Below are 268 nucleotides of genomic sequence, written 5' to 3' on the forward strand. Positions count from 1 at the left end.
GGAGGGGTGGAGGGAGGAAGAGGAGGGTGGGGTAGTGGGGGAGGGGGTTGAGCTGGTTGGAGTGGTGGGTGGGGAGTTGGAGAGGGTGGTGGAGGATGTGGAGGGGGTGGATGTGGGGGAGAGGGAGGTCGAGGTGCGTGGGAAGGTCGTTGTAGGGGATGGGGATAGGTTGCGGGGGGGTGATGGGGGGGAGGAGTGTGCAGGTGAGTGAGGAGGAGATGGGGGATGTGGAGGGTGGGTGGAAGGGTTTGTGAGTAGAATGGGGGGC

1 protein-coding gene is annotated in these 268 nt (G+C 64.9%); it reads left to right on the forward strand.

What is annotated here, in order from left to right; genetic code table 11:
• A partial coding sequence (locus FS507_RS20035) for a hypothetical protein (protein WP_186314773.1) occupies positions 1-211 on the forward strand: 211 nt, incomplete at its 5' end.
• Between the last annotated feature and the right edge of the window lie 57 nt (positions 212-268).

The organism is Corynebacterium glyciniphilum AJ 3170, from assembly GCF_007673095.1.
Taxonomy (GTDB): domain Bacteria; phylum Actinomycetota; class Actinomycetes; order Mycobacteriales; family Mycobacteriaceae; genus Corynebacterium.